We start from the raw sequence: 15,333 nt of genomic DNA, 5'->3' as shown, positions 1-15,333 counted from the left end.
CGGAACCCGGATTGTGGGCCCGCGGCTCTGCAGTGCACCGCGATGGCGTCTCGAAGGGGCGCGGAAACGCGCTTATGGCGCTGCGCTGCGTCCGGGACACGAGAGATGCTCCAGAGTCGACTATTCGCCGTCCCTTATCCGCCGGTACAGCGCGCCCAAAATGTTGGAATAATCGTCGGTCCAGACCCGCACCCTGTCGTCGGCTTCGGTTTCCTCCCATTGCTTGGAGGATGCGATCCTGCCGACGTCGTCCGCATCGCGCGCGGAGATGACGACGTCGGTCGAGAAGATGTAGTCGGAATCGCGCCCCGAATCCTCGTTGTAGACCCAGCTCTTCAGATCGTTGGCATCGGCGATGCCGACCACGACGGGCTCCAGATCGAGATGCCGGTTGGAGACGTGCATCACCACGGCGCCGTGCGGGGCGAGCTTGTCCTTGTAGATTTTCATCGCCTCTTGGGTCGCCAGATGAATCGGGATCGCATCCGACGAATAGGCATCGACGATGATGAGATCGTAGGCGCCGTCGGGCTCCTTGGCGAAAGTGAGACGCGCATCCCCGATGACAGGCTTCAGGTCGGGCAGGCAGCTCGATATGTAACGGAAATTCCTCGGATCGCGCGCAGCATCCACCATCGACTGGTCGATCTCGAAGAACTTCCAGTCCTCGCCAGGTTCGGCGGCGCAGGCGAGCGTGCCCGAGCCGACGCCGATCGCGGCGACCTTCAGCGGCCCGCCCTTGCGCTCGCGCATCGCGGTGACAGCCTGACCGATGCCGCCATCCCGGTGATAATAGGTGATCGGCTCCGGCCGTCCGGCGACGGGCGTGCCGTCATTGTTGAGGAAGCGCTCCGCGCCGTGGATCGTGGTGCCGTGCATCAGCACGTGGAAATAGCCGCCGGGCGTCACAACGATCTTGTGCACGCCGAAAAAGCTGCGCACCGTTGTGACGCGGCCCTCGTCCGCGGGATAGATTCGGATCAAGGCCAGCGCCAGCGCGACGGTTGCAAAGATCTTCCAGCGGTCCGCATTGAATGTCAGTGCGAGCAGCGCGGCAAGCACACCGACGCCGCCGGCGACCCAGACGCGGTGATCCTCGAACCAGGTCGTCAGATCGCCCGTGGTGGTGGACGGCACAACGAGCGCCATCGCGAGCGCGGCGAGCACCAGCCAGTACCATTTGACGACAGCGGCGAGACGCTCGCTGGCGGGCGGCCGGCACAGCGCGGCAAGCGCGACCAGAATCGGATATTCGGCGATCCACGAGAAGGTGAAGGGAGCAACGAGACCGGCAAACAGGCCGCCGACCATGCCGCCGAACGACAGCGCGACATAGAAGCCCGTGAGATATTTGGCGGCCGGCCGGGTCCGCGCCAGCTCGCCATGGCAGGCCATGGCGATGACGAAGAAGCACAGCTGGTGACCGCCGAGCGTCAGCAGCAGGTTCTGCTCGCCGCCGAAAGCCAGCAGCACGATGACGCCGGCGATGGCGACCGGCTGAAGCATCAGCATCCATTTGTGCGGCAGCAGCGGCCGCGACTGGAACACCACCACCCAGGTGAGCAGATAGAGCGAAAGCGGCAGCACCCATAGCAGCGGCGCCGCCGCGACGTCGGTCGAGATGTGCGCGGTGACGGCGATGAGCAGGCCCGACGGCACCGCCGCAAGGAGGATCCAGCGTAGCCGCGTCAGCAGACCCGGGGCCGGTGCGTTGATCTCCTCGGCTTGCGCATCGACCACGGGCAGCCTCGGCGAGCGCAGCAGCAGCGCACCGCAGCCGCCAATCAGGAGGATCAGAAGGCCATAACCGCCGGTCCAGAACCGGTTCTGCGCATGCAGCGTGAACATCGGCTCCAGCAGGAACGGATAGGACAACAGCGCGAGGAAGCTGCCGATGTTGGAGGAGGCATAGAGGAAATAGGGATCGTGGCCGGCAGGATGGCCGGTGCGGACGAACCAGGCCTGCAGCAGCGGATTGTTGGCGGCGAGCGCGAAGAACGGCAGGCCGATCGAGACGACGAACAGGCCAAGCAGCCAGAATGCGTAGCCCGAGGCCGGCGGCTCGCCATAGGCAGAGGCGATGCCAAGCGGCAGGGTGGCGAACGCCGCGATCAGCAGCACCAGATGCACCGCAACCGGAATGACACGGCTCTTCACCTGCATCAGCAGATGCGCATAGGCGTAGCCGGCGAGCAGCAGCGACTGGAAGAACACCATCGCCACCGACCACACCGCCGGCGAGCCGCCGAGCCGCGGCAGCACCATCTTCGTGAACAGCGGCTGCACCGAGAACAGCAGCAGCGCGCTGACGAAGATCGCGGCGGTGTAGACCGTCAGCAGCAGCCGGTTGCGTGACGACGACGGCTGCTCCGTGGCGGCGGGTTGCACGATCGAATCCATGAAAGCTCCGGCAAAGCGTTTTCCAGCGAAGTGGGCACCGGCTCGCGCGAGAGAACGCGTCGAACAAAACCCTCCGGCGGGCGCCGGACCGCGCGCAATGGAGCACAGCGCGCCTGAACGGGCAATAAAGGCGCACGTGATGTTGCAGAGGGGAATGCTTGATATAAGAGAGTCGTTCCGGGGCGCCTCGAAGAGGCGAACCGGAACCTCGATTCCGGGTTCTCGCTTCGCGAGCCCCGGAATGGCGGTAGACTGGGCCACGAATCCTTCATGACCGAAACCGACGTCGTCATCATCGGCGCTGGCCATAACGGCCTCACCTGCGCGGCCTATCTCGCGAGCGCAGGCCTGCGCGTGCGCGTGGTCGAGCGCCGCAAAGTGGTCGGCGGGGCCGCGGTGACCGAAGAGTTTCATCCGGGCTTCCGCAATTCGGTCGCGGCCTACACGGTGAGCCTGCTCAATCCGCAGGTGATCCGGGATTTGGGCCTCGCCGACCACGGCCTGCGCGTGGTCGAACGGCGCGCGCAGAATTTCCTGCCCGCGCCGGACGGCAGCTATCTCCTCACCGGCGAGGGACGGACCAAAGCGTCGGTCGCGCGGCTCAGCGCGCATGATGCTGAGGCACTCGACGGGTTTTCGCGCGAGCTGGAGGACATCGCCGACGTGCTCAGGCAATTCGTGCTGCGCGCGCCGCCGAACCTGCTCGATGGGTTTGGCCCGGCTGCGATCCGCGAGGCCGTCAACGCATTGCAGAGCGCCAATATCCTGCGCGGGCTCACGTTGGAACAGAGCCGCAGCCTGCTCGACCTCTTCACCCGCTCGGCCGGCGAGATGCTGGATGAACGCTTCGAGCACGATCTGGTCAAGGCGCTGTTCGGCTTCGACGCGATCGTCGGCAACTACGCCAGCCCCTACGCCGCCGGCTCGGCCTATGTGATGCTGCACCACGCCTTTGGCGAGGTGAACGGCAAGAAGGGCGTCTGGGGTCATGCCATCGGCGGCATGGGTGCGATCACGCAGGCGATGGCGCGCGCCGCGCAGAGCCGTGGTGTCGTGATCGACCTTGATGCCGGCGTGCGCGAGGTGATCGTCGAGCGCGATCGCGCTGTCGGCGTGGCGCTGGAAAACGGCACGGCCATTCGCGCGAAATACGTCGCGGCCAACGTCAATCCAAAGCTGCTCTACACGCACCTGATCGCGGCCGATGCCCTGCCGGCGGATTTCCTTGCGCGCATAAGGCATTGGAAGAACGGCTCCGGCACCTTCCGAATGAACGTGGCGCTGGACCGCCTGCCCTCCTTCACGGCGCTATCCGGCGACGGCGATCACCTCACCTCCGGCATCATCATCGCGCCAAGCCTTCCCTACATGGACCGCGCCTATCTCGATGCGCGCGCGCAGGGCTGGAGCAGGTCACCCGTCGTCGAGATGCTGATCCCCTCGACGCTCGATGACACGCTGGCGCCGGAGGGCAAGCACGTCGCGAGCCTGTTCTGTCAGCACGTTGCGCCGGAACTGCCCGACGGAAAGTCCTGGGACGAGCATCGCGATGAGGTCGCCGATCTCATGATCGCGACCGTGGACAACTATGCGCCGGGCTTTGCGGCAAGCGTGCTCGGCCGCCAGATCCTGTCGCCGCTCGATCTCGAACGGCAGTTCGGTCTCCTCGGCGGCGACATCTTCCACGGCGCGCTGACCCTGAACCAGCTGTTCTCGGCGCGGCCGATGCTGGGCCATGCCGACTATCGCGGCCCTCTCAAAGGCCTTTATCATTGCGGCTCCGGCGCCCATCCCGGCGGCGGCGTCACCGGTGCCCCCGGCCACAACGCGGCGCAGGCGATCCTGAGGGATCACCGCTCGCTGTTCGGTAGCCGTGGATAGGTGTGTGGATGGGCTGTGGACAGGCCGCCGGCAAAGCTGTGGCAGGCCGGCGGGCCCCCGCGCTGCAAGCCGGGCAAACCCCTGTTGAAAGGCCGTGGACAAGCTGGGGATGACCGGCGGGATAACGGCGTGGACAGCGTCAGGCATAAGGACGGGACAGGCTGTGGCTTTCTTGTGAGAATCAGCCTTCAAAACGACCTCGCCCGCTAGGGGGCATTTCCCCAGCGGGCGGGTTGTCGAATGAGTCTATGAAGAAAGGTGCCCCGCTGGAAATCGGAGGCGGAAATTACTTCAAGGAGCTGCTAATCGAACCGAACTTATCGTTCATCGAGCTGCCGAGGCCGTTCACCACAGTGATGATCGCCAGCGCAATACCGGCTGCAATCAGGCCGTATTCGATCGCGGTCGCCCCCGATTCATCGGACCAGAACTTCGAAACCATGGACTTCAAGACTCGCCTCCGTTTCCATTTCAAGCTGCGTTGGTCAGCCCCAACATCCGCAAATCTACGGTGGCGCAGCCTTCAGTCGGGTTAATTGGCGAATTGCAAGTTGTACGCAAAATTGGGAACAAAAGTTCCATAAATTGAACGCGACGGGAACCGTAGGATGCAGCTTTCCCCCACCCACCGCGCCAGCTTTTCGATTGCCGACGAGGCCTCGGCAAAGCGCGTCGTAGATGTCCTCACCGAGATATTCTTCGAGGGCGATGCGGCGGTCGCCGCATTCGAGCGGCCCGACGGACAATGGGACGTCACGCTGCATTTCGCCGACGCGCCGGATCAGGAATTGTTGCGCGAACTCGTTGCAACTTCAGCAGGAAATGAGATCGCGGCGTCTCTCGTCTTCGACACGGTCGAGGCCAAGGACTGGGTCAAGGCAAGCCTGGAAGATCTCGTCCCGGTGCCGGCCGGACGCTTCGTCGTGCATGGCAGCCACGATCGCGACCGCGTCGCGCCGAACAAGCTCAAGATCGAGATCGAGGCGGCCCTCGCCTTCGGCACCGGCCACCACGGCACCACCCGCGGCTGTTTACTGTTGCTTGACCATGTCCTTAAGAGTTCCCAGCCGCGAAGCATTCTCGACCTCGGCACCGGGACCGGCGTGCTCGCCATCGCGGCGGCGAAGGCGCTGCATCGCGCGGTGCTGGCCACCGACATCGACGCGCCCTCCGTGCGGGTGGCGGCCGAGAACGCGGCGCTGAACGAAGTCGGCACCTGCGTCCGGGTGATCCGCGCGACCGGCTTTGCCGCCCCCAATTTTGCCAGATCCGGCCCGTTCGACTTGGTGCTGGCCAACATCCTTGCCAACCCGCTCCGGCAACTGGCCGGCCCAATGGCGCGGCACCTTGCGCCTGGCGCGCGCGTCATCCTCTCCGGCCTGCTCACGCACCAGGCGCCCGCCGTGATCGCCGCCTACCGTGCACGCGGCCTCGCACCGCTCAGGCACCTGCGGATCGAAGGCTGGAGCAGCTTGTTGCTGCGGAAGGTGGATTGAGCGAGGTACCGTAGGTTGGGCAAAGCGAAGCGTGCCCACCATCTGTCGCCGCTGGAGAAAGGCCGTGGGCATGGCGCTTCGCGCCTTTGCGGCAGCATCGCTGCCGCCCTACTTCGCCGGCTTCTCGTCCCGTTGCATCGCGCGCTTGCCCCGCAAGGCGCGCCTGGCGCGGCGTTCGGCGAAACGGTCGATCATCTGGCTGATGAGGCCGCGCGGCTTCTCAGGCTGTGTTGCGGCCGGGGCGCCGCGGACCGGCGGCTTGATCTTTTCAAACGTGAACGCTGGCATCGTGTGTCCCCTCGCCGTTGAGATGAACCACTTGCTCGAATTTCCCTGTCATCCGGACGAAGCGCAACTGCTGCATCCTGTACTCCACTCAGTTCGAATGGCACATTTTCAAGCACAGTCCATGCCAGATGCGGCGCAATTGCGTCCGGATTGCGGACCGATCCCCATGGTCCTAGATTGAGCCCGTCATGTTCGAAGCGCACTTCCAGACATTCGAGGAGCCCGAGGCCGGCGTCGCATTGACGGCGCGCCTTGCCGCGCTCCGTGAAGAGCTCGCCCGCCGCAAGCTGACCGGCTTCGTCGTTCCACGCGCCGATCAGCAGCAGAACGAATATGTGGCCCCGTCGGAAGAGCGGCTCGCCTGGCTGACCGGCTTTACCGGCTCGGCGGGAGTGGCCGTGGTGCTGACGCACGAGGCCGCGGTGTTCGTCGACGGCCGCTACACCATCCAGGCTGCCAAACAGGTCGACGCAAAAGCCTGGGCGGTGGAATCGCTGATCGATCCGCCGCCGGAGAGCTGGGTTTCCGCGCACCTGAAAGCCGGCGACCGCCTAGGATTTGATCCGTGGCTGCACACTTCTGCGGCAGCCGAGCGCCTCGCGGCTGCTTGCGCCAAGGCCGGCGCCGAGCTGGTCGCCGTCGACAGCAATCCTATCGATGCGATCTGGCAGGACCGGCCGCCGCCGCCGCTCGCCCCGGTCGCTGTCCACGGCCTGCAATATGCGGGGATCGCCGAGGCCGCGAAGATCGCGCAGATCAGGACGGAGATCGACAAGCTGGGCGTCGATGCACTGGTGCTGTCCGACAGCCATGCGGTGGCCTGGACCTTCAACATCCGCGGCGCCGACGTCGCCCACACGCCGCTGCCGCTGTCCTATGCGCTGGTGCCGAAGGACGGCCGCCCCACCATCTTCATCGATCAGCGCAAGCTCTCGAACCTGACGCGCGACCATCTCGAGCAGTCCGCCGACGTACGCGAGCCCGACGCGATGGCGCCGACGCTGATGGCGCTGGCTCGAAGCGGCGCGGCCATCGCACTCGACAATGCCACCGCAGCCGATGCGCTGAGCCGATTGATCGCAGGCGCCGGCGGCAAGCCGGTGCGCGGCAACGATCCGATCGCACTGCTCAAAGCGATCAAGAACGCGACCGAGATCGCCGGCACGAAAACCGCCCATGTGCGCGACGCCGTGGCGCTGGCGCGTTTCCTCGCATGGATCGACCGCGAGGCGGGAAGCGGCAAGCTCACCGAGATCGACGCCGTCGAGGCGCTGGAGACGTTCCGCCGCGACACCGGCGCGCTGAAGGATGTCTCGTTCCCGACCATCTCCGGCACGGGTCCCAACGGCGCCATCGTGCATTACCGCGTCACCCGCAAGAGCAACCGGCGCATCGCGCCCGGCGATCTCCTGCTGATCGATTCCGGCGCGCAATATGAAGACGGCACCACCGACGTCACCCGCACCATGGCGGTGGGGCAGCCGACGGAAGAGATGCGCGACCGCTTCACCCGCGTGCTGCGCGGGCACATCGCGATCGCGCGCGCCGTGTTTCCCGACGGGACCACGGGCGCGCAGCTCGACACCTTGGCGCGGCAATATCTCTGGTCCGCCGGCGTCGATTTCGAGCACGGCACCGGCCACGGCGTCGGCAGCTACCTCAGTGTGCATGAAGGGCCCGCGCGCATCTCGAAGCTCGGCACCACGCCGCTGAAGCGTGGCATGATCCTCTCCAACGAGCCCGGCTACTACAAGACTGACAGCTTCGGCATCCGCATCGAAAATCTCGAGCTCGTCGTCGCAGCCGACATCAAGGGCGCCGAGAAGCCGATGAACGCGTTCGAGACATTGACGCTGGCGCCGATCGACCGTCGGCTGATCGATGCGGCAATGCTGAGCCGTGGCGAGCTCGACTGGCTCAACGCCTATCATGCACGCGTACGGGCCGAGGTGCGGCCGGCGCTGGATGAGGCGACGAAGGCATGGCTCGATCAGGCGACGGCCGAGCTGAAGGCGTAGCGCGCCTGCCGGACGATGCATGGCACTACGCGATTAGCGCAACGCTGCTTCTCCACATATCGCTGTCATTCTCCGCGAAGGCGGAATCCAGTATTCCCAGAGGCAGAACACGTATCCGGAGTGGCCGCGGCGTACTGGATCGCCTGCCTCAGTGCGCAACCGCGCACAAGGCAGGCGATGACGCCGCTTTTGCGGAATGAGGCGCGCGCTCAATCGGCCACCCTCGCGCTGTTATTGTAACCGTCCCGGAATCCGAATAGCCGCATTCCGAAACGCCGATATCCGTCTTGCGTGAGCACGCTACAGTCGATTCGAATTCGAAAGACGGACATCTATGCATGGCATGATCAGCAGGCCGCCGGACGCGGCGACGAAGAGCATCGCGACCTCGCGCGTGGTGTTGCTGCTGCTGGTCGCCATGACCGGGATCGCGCCGATCTCGCTCTACATGCTGGTTCCGGCGCTGCCGGTGCTGGCGACGACCTTCGGCAGCGACATCTCGGTCGCGCAGATGACGGTGTCGCTCTACATGGTCGGCATCGCGCTGTCGCAGCTGATCATGGGGCCGCTGTCGGACCGGTTCGGCCGCCGCCCGGTGCTGCTCGGCGGCCTGACGCTGATGGTCGCGGCCAGCGTCGCCTGCATCTTCGCGCAGACCCTGCCGCAGCTGATCGCCGCGCGCTTCTTCCAGGCGCTCGGCGGTGCCGCCGGCATGGTGGTGAGCCGCGCCATCATCCGCGACATCTACGAGCGCGATCGCGTCGCCTCGATGATCAGCCTCGTGGTTGCGGCGCTTATGATCGGACAGATGGTGTCGCCGCTGACCGGCGGCCTGATCGAGACCGCGTTCGGCTGGCGCGCGATCTTCTATGCCATCACGATCGGCGCGCTCACCGTCGCCGTCGGTATCGCGATCGCGCTGCCGGAAACGCGCCGCACCCGCGCCCCCGGCAGCGGCTTTCGCCGCGACGTCGGCATTCTGATCCGCAACCGCGCCTTCGTCGGCTACGTGATGTGCCAGGTGCTGGCCTCGCAGATCATCTTCACCTTCGCCGGCGGCGGCCCCTACATCGTGGTGACGCAGATGGGCCGCTCCGGCGCCGAATACGGCGCCTGGTTCGCAACAACCGGCTTTGCGTATCTGGTCGGCAACCTCCTCTGCGTACGCTTTGCGCCCAGGCACTCGCTGGAGCGGCTGATCTGGCTCGGGCTCGGCCTGCAGCTCTGCGGCAGCTTATTGAACCTGGTCTGGAGCTTGACCGGATGGAACGAGGCGCCCTTCTGGCTGTTCGGCACTCAGATGATCGTGATGCTCGGCAATGCCTTTGTGATGGCGAACTCCGCCGCCGGCGCGATCAGCATCCGCCCCGAGGCGGCCGGCACCGCCTCGGGCGCGATGGGCTTCCTCCAGCAGGGCATCGGCGCGCAGATGTCGCAATTCGGCGCCTATCTGGGCGGCCATTCAGCAACGACGCTGCCGCTGATCTCGGCGGTGCTGGCAATCTCGCTGCTCTGTGCCTGCATGATGATCTTCGTCGTCCCCCGCCGCGAGGTGATGGTGAGCGAGGAATTGATTGAGCAGGCGGAAGGGGAAGAGAGCGGGATGATGTGAGCGGCGCAAAGCGCGTGCCCAGCCGTCATTGCGAGCGAAGCGAAGCAATCCAGACTACCTCAGCGGTGACAGTCTGGATTGCTTCGTCGCTTCGCTCCTCGCAATGACGGGTGAGCTCACTCCCCGATCAGCTTCAGCCACTCGTCCTCGGTCAGCACCTTGACCCCGTGCTTGTTCGCGTCGGCGAGCTTCGAGCCGGCGCCGGGGCCGGCGACGACGAGATCGGTCTTCTTCGACACCGAGCCTGACACTTTCGCGCCCAGACGCTCCGCGGTCGCCTTGGCCTCGTCGCGCGTCATCTTCTCCAGCGAGCCGGTGAACACCACCGTCTTGCCGGCCACCGCCGAGTTGCTCTTCGGCTTCTCGGCGTCGATGATCTCGACCTCTTTCGTCAGCCGCTCGACGATGCCGCGATTGTGGCTCTCGCCGAAATAATCGGCGATGCTCTTGATCACGGTGTCGCCGATCTGGTCGAGCGCATCCATCTCCGCCATCGCCTCCTCGTCGCCCTTGGCGACCTTGAGACAGGCATCGTGGAACGCGTCCCAGGAGCCGTAGCCGCGCGCCAGCGCCAGCGCAGTGGTCTCGCCGACATGGCGCATGCCGAGCGCATAGACGAAGCGCTCCAGCGCGATCCTGCGCCGGCTCTCGATCGCGCCGAATAGGTTGCGCACCGAGGTCGCGCCGTAGCCTTCGATCTCCTCGAGCTTCAGTTTCGAATTGCGCTTCTCCAGCGTGAAGATGTCGGCGGGCTCCTTGACCCATCCTTCATCGAAGAAATACTGGAGCTGCTTTTCGCCGAGACCATCGATGTCGAAGGCGCGGCGCGAGACGAACAGCTTGAGGTGCTCGATCTTCTGATAGGGGCAGGCGAACTCGCCGGTGCAGCGGGCGCGCGAGCCCTCCTCGCCGGTCGCCGTCTCCGCACGCGTGACGTCGGTGTGCAGCGGGCATGGGCACTTCTTGGGGAAGTGGAATTCCTTGGCGGTCTTTGGCCGCTTGTCGAGGACGACGTCGACCACCTGCGGAATGACGTCGCCGGCACGCTGGATCACGACGGTGTCACCGATCCTGATGTCGCGGCCCTCGCGCAGCACCTCGCCCTTGTTGCCGACACCCCTGATGTAGTCCTCGTTGTGCAGCGTGACGTTCTGCACGATCACGCCGCCGACGCCGACCGGCTCGAGCTTGCCGACCGGCGTGAACGAGCCGGTCCGCCCGACCTGGATCTCGATGTCGCGTAGCACCGTCATGGCGCGCTCGGCCGGGAATTTGTGCGCGATGCCCCAGCGGGGCGTGCGCGAGACGAAGCCGAGACGCTCCTGCCAGTCGATGCGGTCGACCTTGTAGACGACGCCGTCGATATCGTAGTCGAGCCGTGCGCGCTGCTCCTCGATCGAATGATGGAAGGCGAGCAGCTCCTCGACGGAGTGGCACAGCTTGGTCAGCGGATTGGTCTTGAAGCCGCAGCGTTCGAACCAGCCGATCATGCCGCTCTGCGTGCCCTCGGGCATCGCGCTCATCTCGCCCCAGGCATAGGCGAAGAAGCCGAGCGGACGCGAGGCGGTGATGGTCGGGTCCTTCTGCCGCAGCGAGCCCGCGGCCGAGTTGCGCGGATTGGCGAAGATGGTGTCGCCGGCGGCCTTCTGCCGCTCGTTGAGCGCGAGGAACGCCTTCTTGGTCATGTAGACCTCGCCGCGCACCTCGCAGATGTCGGGGATGTTGCGCCCCTTCAGCTTCTGCGGCACGTCTTCGAGCGTGCGGATGTTGGCGGTGACGTCCTCGCCCTCCGCGCCGTCGCCGCGCGTCGCCGCGGTGACGAGCTCGCCGCCCTCGTAGCGCAGCGACATCGACAGGCCATCGATCTTCGGCTCGGCGGAGAAATCGACCTTGTCGTCGTCGAGCTTCAGGAACCGCACGATGCGGCCGACGAAGTCGCGCACGTCCTCTTCGGCAAAGGCGTTGTCGAGCGACAACATGGGAAGCGAGTGACGCACCTTCCTGAAGCGTCCCGACGGCGCGGCGCCGACCTTCTGCGAGGGCGAGTCCGCGCTGACGAATTCCGGAAAGCGCTTCTCGATCGCGTTGAAGCGCTGGCGTAGCGCATCGTATTCGGCGTCGGTGACGGTCGGCGCGTCCTCCTGATAGTAGCGGCGGTCGTGCTCTTCGAGCTCGAGCGCAAGCCGCGTGTGCTCGACCTTGGCCTGCGCCTTGGTGAGTTCAGTGACGTCGCGAAGCGGCGGCCTTGCCTGGGATTTTGCTGCTCTTGCCATGGTGCTTGGATACGACGGAGGGGGTAGCACGGTAAAGGCGTGTGGAAATCTCGTGCCCCGGACGCAGCGCAGCGCTTCTTCAGCGCTGCGCTGCAGAGCCGGGGCCCATGTCGCGACGTTCTGGGTCCCGGCTCGCGCTGCGCGCGTCCGGGACACGGAAGCCTATGCCGTCGCCGCCTTGAGCAACCTCTCCGCGGCCGCCCTCGCCTCCGCGGTGATCTCGGCGCCGGCGAGCATGCGGGCGATTTCCTCGCGGCGATGATCGGCGGCGAGCGCGTTGACGCGGGTGGCGACGCGCTTGCCCTTGTCAAGCGCATCCTTGGAGATCAGCAAATGCTGGTCGGCGCGGGCGGCGACCTGCGGGGCATGGGTCACGGCCATCACCTGCACCTTGCCGGCAAGGCGCGCCAGCCGCGCGCCGATGGCGTCCGCGACCGCACCGCCGACGCCGGTGTCGATCTCGTCGAAGACCAGGGTCGGCGCCGAGCCGCGGTCGGACAGTACGACCTTGAGCGCCAGGAGGAAGCGCGACAACTCGCCGCCGGAGGCGACCTTCATCAGCGGTCCCGGCCTCGTGCCCGGATTGGTCTGCACCCAGAACTCGACCCGGTCGAAACCCTGCGGGCCTGGCGCGGCCTCGTCGGTGTCGACCTGGGTCATGAACTTGGCGCGTTCGAGCTTGAGCGGGGCCAGCTCGGCATTGACGGCCTTGTTGAGCTTCTCCGCGGATTTCTGTCGCGCCAACGACAGCTTCTTGGCGGCAGCCGCATAGCGCGAATCGGCCTCGATCGCGGCCTGCTCCAGCTTCTTGAGCTGCGAGGCGCCGGCGTCGATCAGCACGACGTCGGCGGCATATTTGGCGGCCAACGCAGCGAGTCCATCGACCGGTGTCGAATATTTGCGCGAGGCGGCGCGAAGTGCGAACAGCCGTTCCTCGATGCGTTCGAGCTCGGCCGGGTCGAAATCGGTCGCGGCAAGCGCGGCCTGGAGATGCTGATCGGCCTCCTCCAGCGCGTTGATCGCGGCGTCGATCGCCCGCACGGCAGGCGCGACCAGCGCCGGCGAGTTCACGCCGCGGCGCTCCAGCCGGCGGACTGCGGCTGACAGCGCCGCAACCGGCGAATGATTGCCGCCGACCGCCTCCTGCGCCTCGCGCAGATCGGAGGCGATCTTCTCGCCCTGCATCATGGTGGTGCGGCGCGAGGCCAGCGCGGTCTCCTCGCCGTCCTTGGGCGCGAGCTGCTTCAATTCGTCGGAGGCATGGCGCAGATAGTCGGCCTCGCGCGCGGCGCGCTCCATGCCAGCGCGGTGCGCTTCCAGCGCGGTGTTGGCGGTGCGGCGGGCCTCCCAGAGCGATTCGACGGCGCCGACGTCCTTCTCCAGCCCGGCATAGGCGTCGAGCAGGCGGCGGTGAGTGGCGGCATCGACCAGCGCGCGCTCGTCGTGCTGACCGTGGATCTCGACCAAGGCGGCACCGACCGCCTTCAGCGTCTGAACGCTGATCGACTGGTCGTTGATGAAGGCGCGGGTGCGGCCGTCGGCGAGCTGCACCCGGCGGAGAATCATCTCGCCGGTGTCCTCAAGGCCGTTCTCGGCAAGGATTTTTGCCGCTGGGTGATTCTTGGCGATATCGAAGACGGCGGTGACCTGCCCCTGCTCGGCGCCGTGACGCACGAGGCCGGCGTCGCCGCGGCCGCCGAGGGCCAGCGCAAAGGCATCGAGCAGGATGGATTTGCCCGCACCGGTCTCGCCGGTCAAAACCGCAAGGCCGGTGGCGAATTCGATATCGAGCCGTTCGATCAGGACGATGTCACGGATCGACAGACGCGCCAGCATGGAACCAGATTTCCTAGCCGAGGACCTACAGACCTATCTTCTTGAAGGTCCGGCTGATCCAGGACCCCTGATTCTCGCTCGGTTCGAGACCGCCCGATTTTACAAGATTATAGGCGTCCTTGTACCAGCGGCTGTCAGGAAAATTGTGGCCGAGCACGGCGGCCGCGGTCTGCGCCTCGCCGACGATGCCGATCGCCATATAGGCCTCGGTGAGGCGGAATAGCGCCTCCTCGACGTGGCGCGTGGTCTGGTACTGCGTCACGACGGTCTTGTAGCGGTTGATCGCCGCAGTGTAGTCGCGCTTCTGCGCGTAGTAACGGCCGACGCTCATCTCCTTGCCGGCGAGTTGGTCGCGCGCACCCTCGATCTTGGCCTTGGCCGAGGTCGCATATTCCGAGTTCGGATATTTGCGCACCACCTCTTCCAGCGCGGCGATCGCCTTCTCGGTGCGGGCCTGGTCGCGGCTGACGTCCGGAATCTGGTCATAATGGGAGGCGGCGATCAGGTACTGCGCATAGGCCGCGTCCGGGCTGCCGGGATGCAGGGTGACGTAGCGGGTGGCGGCGCCGATGCAGCCGTCATAGTCGCCGCCCTGGTAGGAGGCGTAGGCCGACATCAGCAGCGATTTGCGGGCCCAGTCGGAATAAGGATGCTGGCGGTCGACCTCTTCGAACTTCTTGTTCGCCGCCTTCATGTCCTTCTTCTCGTTCATGAGGTACAGGCCCTCATTGTAGATCTTGTCGGCGGGCTCCTCGACGAAGGTGTCGTCCTTGGCGGTGAACTTATCCCAGAGCCCGCCGGTGCCGCAGCCGGCCAGCGGCAGCGCGAGCAGGACGAAGGTGGCGGCGTGGAGCAGCCCGCGGGCGCCAGACGAGACCGAGAGATATCCGCGCGTCGTACGCTGTGCCGACATGAATTTAAGACCTGACGCCCTGTGATGCGGTGCCCGCCAGCCCATGAACCCGGTCATGGGCGCGAAATGTGACCGTGGTGCCTGCCATGCGACCACGCAGGAGTAACCGAAAACGATCGCTAGCCCACCCGATAGGCAGGCATTCCGCCCGGATTAAGGCGAAATTGCCGCAATGCTAGCCGATCATGGTTACCAGGAGTTTCCCGGGGAGAAGGCAGTCGCGCACCTGCGACAGCGGTTTGTTCAGGACACGTCCGGTCCGTAGGCCGCCGCGATCCGGCCGCCGACGATACCGCCACCGACTTCGCCCAGCGGGCGCGTGGTGCGGCGAGCCGCCTCGCCCTCGACGACGCGCCAAGCCGTTCGATCGGCGAGCAGCGCGCTCAGGACGGCATGGTTGAGCTTGTGACCGCCGCGAACCGAATGATAGGCGCCGAGCAGCGGCAGGCCCGCCAGCGCGAGGTCACCGATCACGTCCAGCACCTTGTGGCGGGCGCATTCGTCGGAGTAGCGCAGGCCTTCGGTGTTCAGGAGCCGCTCGTCGTCGAACACGACAGTATTGTCGAAGGAGGCGCCGAGCGCGTAGCCCGCGCTCCAGAGACGGGCGACATCGCAC

At 65.9% G+C, this 15,333-nt stretch carries 11 protein-coding genes; 4 read left to right on the top strand and 7 right to left on the bottom strand.

The window, feature by feature from the left end:
- Positions 1-120 precede the first annotated feature (120 nt).
- Positions 121-2,400 carry a fused MFS/spermidine synthase gene (locus tag ACVWY3_RS00055; RefSeq protein WP_456836629.1) on the bottom strand — a complete coding sequence of 760 codons (2,280 nt, stop codon included), beginning with the start codon at positions 2,398-2,400 and terminating at the stop codon, positions 121-123.
- Positions 2,401-2,670: 270 nt separating this feature from the next.
- Here ACVWY3_RS00055 and ACVWY3_RS00050 point away from each other — a divergent pair, with 270 nt between their 5' ends.
- Positions 2,671-4,281, top strand: coding sequence for a phytoene desaturase family protein (locus ACVWY3_RS00050; RefSeq protein WP_456836628.1), 1,611 nt, complete (start codon positions 2,671-2,673; stop codon positions 4,279-4,281).
- A 286-nt stretch (positions 4,282-4,567) separates the two neighbouring features.
- Here ACVWY3_RS00050 and ACVWY3_RS00045 read toward each other — a convergent pair whose 3' ends face one another.
- A complete protein-coding gene (locus tag ACVWY3_RS00045; protein ID WP_456836627.1) occupies positions 4,568-4,723 on the bottom strand; it encodes a Flp family type IVb pilin in 156 nt (51 codons plus the stop codon).
- A 166-nt stretch (positions 4,724-4,889) separates the two neighbouring features.
- On the opposite strand from ACVWY3_RS00045, the gene ACVWY3_RS00040 reads away from it, so the two are divergent.
- Positions 4,890-5,777: a 50S ribosomal protein L11 methyltransferase gene (locus ACVWY3_RS00040; RefSeq protein ID WP_456836626.1), complete on the top strand. Its 888-nt coding sequence runs from the start codon at positions 4,890-4,892 to the stop codon at positions 5,775-5,777.
- 108 nt (positions 5,778-5,885) lie between these two features.
- Here the strand turns inward: ACVWY3_RS00040 and ACVWY3_RS00035 are convergent, their stop codons facing one another.
- On the bottom strand, positions 5,886-6,065 hold the full coding sequence (locus tag ACVWY3_RS00035; RefSeq protein WP_456836625.1) for a hypothetical protein: 180 nt from the start codon (positions 6,063-6,065) through the stop codon (positions 5,886-5,888).
- A gap of 188 nt (positions 6,066-6,253) precedes the next feature.
- Between ACVWY3_RS00035 and ACVWY3_RS00030 the strand changes: the two genes are divergently transcribed.
- The gene (locus ACVWY3_RS00030; protein ID WP_456836624.1) at positions 6,254-8,083 is read left to right on the top strand and encodes an aminopeptidase P family protein; all 1,830 of its coding nucleotides are present in this window, start codon (positions 6,254-6,256) and stop codon (positions 8,081-8,083) included.
- A gap of 334 nt (positions 8,084-8,417) precedes the next feature.
- Positions 8,418-9,695, top strand: coding sequence for a multidrug effflux MFS transporter (locus ACVWY3_RS00025; RefSeq protein ID WP_456836623.1), 1,278 nt, complete (start codon positions 8,418-8,420; stop codon positions 9,693-9,695).
- A 116-nt stretch (positions 9,696-9,811) separates the two neighbouring features.
- On the opposite strand, the gene ligA is transcribed toward ACVWY3_RS00025, so the two are convergent.
- The 4 genes from ligA to ACVWY3_RS00005 all read right to left on the bottom strand — a co-directional run.
- Positions 9,812-11,968, bottom strand: coding sequence for an NAD-dependent DNA ligase LigA (gene ligA / locus ACVWY3_RS00020; protein WP_456836622.1), 2,157 nt, complete (start codon positions 11,966-11,968; stop codon positions 9,812-9,814).
- A 162-nt stretch (positions 11,969-12,130) separates the two neighbouring features.
- The gene (gene recN, locus ACVWY3_RS00015) at positions 12,131-13,804 is read right to left on the bottom strand and encodes a DNA repair protein RecN (protein ID WP_456836621.1); all 1,674 of its coding nucleotides are present in this window, start codon (positions 13,802-13,804) and stop codon (positions 12,131-12,133) included.
- A gap of 25 nt (positions 13,805-13,829) precedes the next feature.
- Positions 13,830-14,717 (bottom strand): outer membrane protein assembly factor BamD, encoded by an 888-nt coding sequence (locus ACVWY3_RS00010; RefSeq protein WP_456836620.1) that lies wholly within the window; start codon positions 14,715-14,717, stop codon positions 13,830-13,832.
- A gap of 243 nt (positions 14,718-14,960) precedes the next feature.
- Positions 14,961-15,333, bottom strand: a 373-nt coding sequence (locus ACVWY3_RS00005) for a UDP-3-O-acyl-N-acetylglucosamine deacetylase (protein WP_456836619.1), incomplete at its 5' end; no start/stop codon positions are given.

Source organism: Bradyrhizobium sp. USDA 4486, from assembly GCF_054057995.1.
Note: the sequence above shows the minus strand (reverse complement) of the source record. Positions and strands in the feature narration are given on the sequence as shown.

Excerpts from the sequence above, each read along its gene's own strand:
- ACVWY3_RS00055 (WP_456836629.1), bottom strand. The coding sequence starts at position 2,400 with ATGGATTCGATCGTGCAACCCGCCGCCACGGAGCAGCCGTCGTCGTCA.
- ACVWY3_RS00050 (WP_456836628.1), top strand. The coding sequence starts at position 2,671 with ATGACCGAAACCGACGTCGTCATCATCGGCGCTGGCCATAACGGCCTC.
- ACVWY3_RS00045 (WP_456836627.1), bottom strand. The coding sequence starts at position 4,723 with ATGGTTTCGAAGTTCTGGTCCGATGAATCGGGGGCGACCGCGATCGAA.
- ACVWY3_RS00040 (WP_456836626.1), top strand. The coding sequence starts at position 4,890 with ATGCAGCTTTCCCCCACCCACCGCGCCAGCTTTTCGATTGCCGACGAG.
- ACVWY3_RS00035 (WP_456836625.1), bottom strand. The coding sequence starts at position 6,065 with ATGCCAGCGTTCACGTTTGAAAAGATCAAGCCGCCGGTCCGCGGCGCC.
- ACVWY3_RS00030 (WP_456836624.1), top strand. The coding sequence starts at position 6,254 with ATGTTCGAAGCGCACTTCCAGACATTCGAGGAGCCCGAGGCCGGCGTC.
- ACVWY3_RS00025 (WP_456836623.1), top strand. The coding sequence starts at position 8,418 with ATGCATGGCATGATCAGCAGGCCGCCGGACGCGGCGACGAAGAGCATC.
- ligA (WP_456836622.1), bottom strand. The coding sequence starts at position 11,968 with ATGGCAAGAGCAGCAAAATCCCAGGCAAGGCCGCCGCTTCGCGACGTC.
- recN (WP_456836621.1), bottom strand. The coding sequence starts at position 13,804 with ATGCTGGCGCGTCTGTCGATCCGTGACATCGTCCTGATCGAACGGCTC.
- ACVWY3_RS00010 (WP_456836620.1), bottom strand. The coding sequence starts at position 14,717 with ATGTCGGCACAGCGTACGACGCGCGGATATCTCTCGGTCTCGTCTGGC.